The following is a 7515-nucleotide window of genomic DNA, read 5'->3' on the forward strand; positions in this document are numbered from 1 at the left end:
ACATAATACTTCATAGTATTAAAAAAATTAGGTTAACCATATAGATTGTTACATCCATATGATTAACCCTTTTAATTGATTAATTTTCCACTGATGTATTCCAATAAATAGGTCCGGACAGAGTTGAAATTCCCTTTACCTTATCGGCTGCTCCGTATAAATTATTGTACCCCCCTAAAATCGTTACAGGAACGTGATTTTCCCATGCATATTGTTGTAATTGATCCCAAATCTTTTTTGCTTCCTCTTGGCTTGTAGAGGTTTCTAAAGTTTGCAGCAGTTCCGTAATCTTAGGGTCGTGCATCCCGCCAGCAAAAGAAGGGCTTAAAGACACAAGCTGCGATGGGGTTGTTACAGTAGAGGATCCTGTGACAACTGCATCCCAATCCCCAGGATTATTTTGTTTATCTAAAAGTGTTGCCCAATCATAAAACTCTAATTTTACATTCATCCCTATTGCTTTTAATTGATCCTGTATAACAACAGCCGCATTATAGAATTGAGGATAATCACGAGTTGTCATAATTCTGAATTCTTCATTGTTATAACCAGATTCACCTAATAATTTCTTTGCCTTCTCTGTATCTTTTTGATTATAGAACTCTTTTCCTGCTTCACTGTGCCAGTTACTTACAACATTCGTCATATATCCTGGGTGTAGCCAGTATAAGTCTTCATCGGCAAAGGAGGCGAGCATAATTTTGTCAATATCAAGGGCTGCATTTATAGCTTGACGCATTTTTACATTTGCTGATAAACCTTGATTTTCATTATAAATCATCAGCATTTCCCCATAAGTATCAAAAACAGGATACAGATTCTTTTCATTTTTTAATTGTGAGTAGTTGTCAAAAGGAACTGTATAGACGAAATCATATTGACCGGAGCGGAGTCCAGCCATTCTTGTGGAGGCATCTGGAACGATATAGAAATAGAGATCGTCCACCAATGCTTCTTTCTTTCCTGCTAATCCATCAGACTTTGATTCTGAAGGGGAGTATTCTTCAAATTTAGTGAAATGAATATACTGATCCTGTTTCCATTCAACAAATTTATATGGACCTGTTCCGATGTATTCAGACACTCCTTCAGTAGTGGCAGATTCAACAATTTCCTTTGGCATAATCGCAGCCGCCATCTTGGCTGAGGCCATTGTATCTAAAGCAAGTGGGGAAGACTGGGCTAACTCCAATGTAACCGTATAGTCATCCTTTGCTTGGAACACCGCACCATCAAAAATCTTACCTGTTATCGATGATTTCTCCATCCAGCGGTTCATGGAGGCTACAACATCCTCTGCTTTCATTTCTTTTCCGTTATGAAATTTAACACCTTTTCTTAAATGGAAGGTAAAGGATTTATTATCTTCGCTTGATTCAACCGATTCAGCTAGCATAGGAACGGCTTTGTACTCTGAGTTCGTTGTTAAAAGAGTTTCAAACATAACTCTTGATGTATCACGACTAACTGTAGCTGTAGTTGTTGGCTGGTCTAGTGTTGGCGGCTGTGTAACCAATGCAACCTTTAGTTGTCCTCCTGCTTTTGAACCTTTTCCATCGTTCGTTTCACTTGTCTTATCCGAACTACACCCAATTAACATGAAAACGACTAGCATGATCATCGCTAGCATCCAATTCTTTGCTCTAAACATTTAATAGCCCCCTTTAATAATTGTTTTTTAAATTTATAAAACTGTACTAAACCTCTATTGAATTATTAATCTGGTTGCTAGTTTTCTCATTATATTTAATAACAGAAGTTACTAAAATTTTTGCTGCCGTTAGCATGGTTTTTTCATCAAAGTCAAAACGCGGGTGGTGGTGTGGGTAAACCTTTGCTGAATCACTTAAACTTGCACCTACAAAAAAATAGGTACCAGGCACTTCTTTAAGATAGTAAGTGAAATCCTCACTGCCCATTGCTAAATTCCTTTCCATCACATTTTCTGTCCCAACAACCTCAACTGCGATATTTCGAATAAACTGTGTTTCCTTTGGATGATTCCAAACGGCATCATAGCCGCGAATATAAGAAATTTCACAAGTTGCTCTGCTCTGAAGGCAAGCGGCATTTGCGATATTCTTTATATCCATCTCTATTAAATCTCTAGTTTCAGGGTCGAAGGATCTTACTGTTCCAGACATTTCAGCCGTTTCAGGTATCACATTCATCGCTGTACCAGAATGTAATTTACCAACAGTCAGTACAGCAGGCTTTACTGGATCTACTCGGCGGCTAATAATCTGCTGAAGATTTAGGACGATTTGACTTGCCGTTACTAAAGGGTCTACTGTTAGATGAGGGGAGGCACCATGCCCGCCCTTCCCAAATATTTTTATTTCAAAGAAATCAGAGGCTGCCATTGCGTAGCCCTCGCGATAATAAACCTTTCCGAATGGCAAAGCTCCTTGAAGATGTGTGCCAAAGATTACATCGACCCCTTTTAAGCAATCATCCTCAATCATCGCTTTAGCTCCACCAGGTACTAATTCCTCTGCAAATTGGTGAATAAAAACGACATTTCCTGCTAATTCTTCACGGAATTTAGCTAAAACCGTTGCCACTCCTAATAAGGTTGCCGTATGACCATCATGGCCACATGCATGCATAACTCCAGGCACTTGGGATTTATAACTGACATTTTTCTCATCTTGGATGGGAAGAGCATCGAAATCAGCGCGAAGGGCCACTGTTTTTCCCTTATGCTTTCCTCTTAAGAGACCGACAACTCCTCTTCCTCCAACATTTGTCCTCACTTCTAATCCTAAATCTGTTAGGTAGTCTGCAATTAATTTTGGTGTGCGGACTTCTTGAAATGAGAGTTCTGGGTGTTTGTGCAGATCACGCCGTATGTCAACTAATGTTGGGTATATCGATTCCAACTCTGTATAAAGCTTGTTTATATCCATTTAATCCTCTCCCAAGATTATTATTTTTAGGAATGGAGGTGGCAAGCAACAAAATGACGGTCGCCAATTTCCTTTTTAATTGGTTCCTGATGTTTACAAATATCTTTCACAAAAGGGCAGCGTGTATGAAAAACACATCCCGAGGGCGGAGATAGAGGAGAGGGGATATCTCCTTTTAATATGATTCTTTCTTTCTTATATTTTGGATTAGACTGTGGTACAGCAGATAATAAAGCTTGGGTATAGGGATGTTTTGAATTAGCAAAAAGCTGATCCGTTGGTGCTTCTTCCATGATTTTGCCCAGGTACATAACACCGATTCGGTCACAAATATGCCGAACAACACTGATATCATGCGAAATAAAGATATAGGTGAGCTTTAAATCTCTTTGTAGTTCTTTTAATAAATTAATAATTTGTGATTGAATAGACACATCAAGTGCAGAAACCGGCTCGTCTAGAATGACGATTTTCGGATTAATAATAAGGGCTCTTGCTAACCCAATACGCTGACGTTGTCCGCCTGAGAATTCATGTGGATACCGATAGTATTGATCTTCGCGTAATCCTACCTTTTCCAGGATGTTCATAACCATTTCGGTACGGTCCTTTTTATTTCCAATTGAATGAATCGCTAGCGGTTCTTCGAGGATGTGTCCAATTCTAATTCTTGGATTTAAAGATGAATAAGGATCTTGAAAGACCATTTGCATTTCTTGGCGCAAGTCGCGCAGCTTTCTGCTATCAAGCTGGAAAATATCTTGGTTCTTATAAATGGCTTTTCCCACGGTTGGTTCTAGTAATCTTAAAATCGTTCTTCCGGTTGTACTTTTCCCGCAGCCAGATTCTCCTACCATTCCGTAAGTCTCACCTTCATATAGTTGAAAGGAGACATCGTTTACTGCTTTGATATGTTCTTTTGCCTTTCCGAAACTCTTTAATGATCCTTTAACAGGGTAATATTTTTTCAGTCCTTGGATATCCAGAAGCGGTGTTTTATTTTCATGTTCCTGTACTAACATAACTTCCCTCCATAATTTGATCTGCATGCCAGCATCTTACTTTTTGGGAACCTTGAAAAGAGGTAAGCTCAGGCATGTTTTCATTGCATAATGCATCGGCATGCGGGCAGCGAGGGGCGAACCGGCAGCCTTTTGGAATGTTATCTAAAGCAGGAACTGTACCCTTAATTACATGCAGGTCCTTTGAACGATCACTATCTAGATGAGGAATAGATTTAATTAAACCTCTTGTATATGGATGAAGCGGATTTTCAAAAAGACTTACTGTATCTGCTTCTTCCACTATTTGCCCAAGGTACATCACAACCACCCTTGTACAAATTTCTGAAACTACTCCTAAATCATGGGTGATAAAGATAACTCCCATTTGCAGCTCACGATTTAATTTCACAATAAGATCCAATATTTGTGCTTGGATCGTTACATCAAGAGCTGTAGTAGGTTCATCAGCAATTAATAATTGCGGCTGGCATGATAGGGCGATTGCGATCATGGCCCGTTGCTGCATTCCTCCTGATAATTGGTGAGGATATTCATTAACTCGTTTCTCTGGAGAGGGGATACCAGTCAATCTCAGCATTTCGACTGCTTTTTCATAGGCCTCTTTCTTTGTCACTTTTTGATGTAAAAGGATGGCCTCTGCAATTTGGAATCCGATCGTATAGACAGGGTTTAATGAACTAAGCGGATCTTGAAATATCATGGCTATATCATTCCCGCGTATCTCCTGCATTTCTGACTTTGATAGGTTTAATAGATTTTTACCTTTAAAATTGATCGTACCATCATATTGAACGGTGTTTTTTTCATCAAATAATCTTAATATAGATTGAGAGGTAACACTCTTCCCACAACCAGATTCACCGACTACACCTAAAATTTCTCCTTGCTTCACATGGAAGGAGACACCATCAACGGCAGTGACCCGTCCACGTTCTGTATGAAAATGGGTTTTAAGATCTTGTACGTGTAAAAGATGCTGTTCATCTGACATTTTGATCACCCCTTATGAATCGTTATTTTTTTGCATGATTTGTGTGAGGATCAATTAAATCTCTGAGACCATCACCTAGTAAATTTAATCCAAGAACCGACATTACAATGGTGATTCCTGGGAAAACGGTCATCCACCACGCATTAAATATTACTGTTTTTCCATCATGTAAAATACTTCCCCAACTAGGCTCTGGAGCAGGGACGCCAGCACCTAAAAAGCTTAGAGCAGCTTCGATAATAATAGCTTCGGCAAAAATAAACGTTGCTTGAATTACAAGAGGAGAGATGGTATTAGGCATAATATGACGCCAGATTATTCTCAAGTTGCTTGCCCCTTGTGCTCTCATTGCTTCTATATAAGTTTGTTCGCGAACTACCAAGGCAGATGAACGAATGACACGAGCAATATATGGAGTAAAAACGATACTTAGAGCAATAATAACGTTCAAAGTATTTGGACCTAATGCCGCCATTAAGGCAATGGCCAATAAAATTGCTGGAATAGCCATTAAACCATCACAGATTCTCATTAGAATTTGATCTAACGCTCGATAGTAGCTTGCATATAATCCAACAATTAAACCTAGGACTGAAGATATTAATGCTACCGAGAGGCCCACACCAATTGTTATTCTGCCTCCATAAATAATGCGGGTTAATAGATCTCGGCCAAATTCATCCGTTCCTAGAAGATGCAATCCATTAGGAGCTAGTAATCGATCCATCACTTCCATTTGATAAGGACTAAACGGAACTAGTAGCGGACCAAAGACCGTTATCATGATTAAGATGAGTAATAAACTGCCTCCGGTAAGTATTTGTTTGTTCGATAGAAGCCGCTGCATAAATAGTTGTCTTTGTTGTTTTTTAAGCTTGTGTTTGACAGTAGAGTGTTCTAAAACGCTTTCAATTTCCACAATAGCAAAACTCCTTTCCTACTTGCGCTCTAATCGGACACGAGGATCAATATAGGCATATAACAAATCTACAATTAAGTTAATGACAACATAGGAAATGGTAATAAATAAGACAACTCCCTGAATGACTGTATAATCGCGCCTTTCAATAGAATTTATGATCATTTGCCCAATACCAGGGATATTAAAGATAGTTTCGGTAACAACTGCCCCAGCTACTAAGGTTCCAAATGTCTGGCCAATTACAGTCAAAATTGGAAGAAATGCATTCCGTAATGCATGTTTGTACACGATAATATGTTCTTTTACCCCTTTTGCTCGAGCAGTTTTAATATAATTAGAATTTAGAACCTCTAGCATTGATGTCCTTGTCATACGAGCAATGAGTGCTGCTTGAATGGCGCCCAATGCGATGGCAGGTAAAATAAGGTATTGCAAACTGTTCCACAGTCCAGAACTTAAGGGTTGATATCCTGCAATAGGCAGCCATTGCAGCTTAACGCCAACGACTAAGATTAAAAATAATCCAAGCAGAAAACTAGGAACCGACATTCCTAGTAATGAAAAGCCCATTAAGGACTGGTCTGTAAGGGATCCTCTTCGATTAGCTGCAATTATTCCAGCAGGGATGGCTATTACCAGCGCCACAACTTGACCTAAGATAGCAAGTGAAAGGGTTGGTCCAAGATGGCTTAAGATAGCGCTTGTTACCGGCTCTTTCATAAAGTAGGATGTACCTAAATCGCCTTTAAAAACATTGATAACCCAGTCCGCATATTGCTGAATTAAAGGAGCATTAAGACCAAGTTCTTCACGCATTTCCTTAATTTGATCTTCTGTTGCTTCTTCTCCTAGCATGATAGAAGCAGGGTCACCAGGTGTTAAGTGAATAACCATGAAGATCACTACTGAAATCACGAATAGGACGGGGATGAGAGAAAACATTCGCTTTAATATGTAATAAATCATATAAGTTTAACCCCCTTGTTTTTTAATCATCAGTTAAACATTCCTGGTATAGATAATAATGAAGTAAAAGTCCTTTACATAGTATGTCCAGGAGGCCCTGTCCATCTAGTAAAGGACCATAACGAGATTAGTAAGTAAGTGCCTCTCTTTTGGAAGGATCAAGCTTGCTGTCTTCTCTCCAATTTGTCACTGGCGGGACAATATCCGTAATCGGTTCAATTAATATATCCAAAAACACAGGCCCTTGCTGGTCGATTGCCCACTTTAATCCTTCTTCGAGCTTTTCGTTCGAATCAATTCTTAAGCTTCTAATATTAAAGCCCTCTGCAATTTTTGCCCCATTAATTTGACTAAAATCAACTCCGATATAGCGCTCATCATAATAAAGCTGGTGTAATTTTTTGATCCATCCGTAACTATTGTTTTGGAAGAGAAGAAAGACAACTGGCAACCCTAATCTGCTTGCAGTTTCTAGTTCACCAACAGACATGGCGAAACTTCCATCACCAAACATAGAGAATACTTTTGATTGTGGGCTTGCCACTTGTGCGCCTATTGCAGCTGATAAAGCGTAGCCTAAATTTCCATGACCACGGTCAAAAACTGTTCTCCTGCCTGATTTTTTAGTGACATAATCTGAAGCCATATATGGATTTTGAGTTCCAGCATCAATAACAAATAGAGCGTTTTCATTTGTATGTT

General features: G+C 39.1%; 7 protein-coding genes. All 7 read right to left on the reverse strand.

From position 1 onward, the window contains the following. Window positions 1-79: 79 nt before the first annotated feature. Window positions 80-1651, reverse strand: coding sequence for an ABC transporter substrate-binding protein (locus V7149_RS23990; protein ID WP_335348087.1), 1572 nt, complete (start codon window positions 1649-1651; stop codon window positions 80-82). Between the two features lie 46 nt (window positions 1652-1697). After that, window positions 1698-2909, reverse strand: a complete 1212-nt coding sequence (locus V7149_RS23995; RefSeq protein ID WP_335348088.1) for a M20 metallopeptidase family protein — start codon at window positions 2907-2909, stop codon at window positions 1698-1700. 26 nt (window positions 2910-2935) lie between these two features. After that, the gene (locus tag V7149_RS24000) at window positions 2936-3931 is read right to left on the reverse strand and encodes an ABC transporter ATP-binding protein (RefSeq protein WP_335348089.1); all 996 of its coding nucleotides are present in this window, start codon (window positions 3929-3931) and stop codon (window positions 2936-2938) included. Further along, a complete protein-coding gene (locus V7149_RS24005) occupies window positions 3912-4925 on the reverse strand; it encodes an ABC transporter ATP-binding protein (protein ID WP_335348090.1) in 1014 nt (337 codons plus the stop codon). Before V7149_RS24005 ends, V7149_RS24000 begins: the two co-directional genes overlap by 20 nt. A gap of 22 nt (window positions 4926-4947) precedes the next feature. After that, on the reverse strand, window positions 4948-5847 hold the full coding sequence (locus V7149_RS24010; protein WP_335348093.1) for an ABC transporter permease: 900 nt from the start codon (window positions 5845-5847) through the stop codon (window positions 4948-4950). A 15-nt stretch (window positions 5848-5862) separates the two neighbouring features. Further along, on the reverse strand, window positions 5863-6813 hold the full coding sequence (gene nikB / locus V7149_RS24015) for a nickel ABC transporter permease (protein WP_335348091.1): 951 nt from the start codon (window positions 6811-6813) through the stop codon (window positions 5863-5865). Window positions 6814-6940: 127 nt separating this feature from the next. Next, a partial coding sequence (locus tag V7149_RS24020; RefSeq protein WP_335348092.1) for a thiamine pyrophosphate-dependent enzyme occupies window positions 6941-7515 on the reverse strand: 575 nt, incomplete at its 5' end.

The sequence above is a fragment of the Bacillus sp. JJ1503 genome (assembly GCF_036965125.1).
In the GTDB taxonomy this organism is placed as follows: Bacteria; Bacillota; Bacilli; order Bacillales; family Cytobacillaceae; genus Cytobacillus.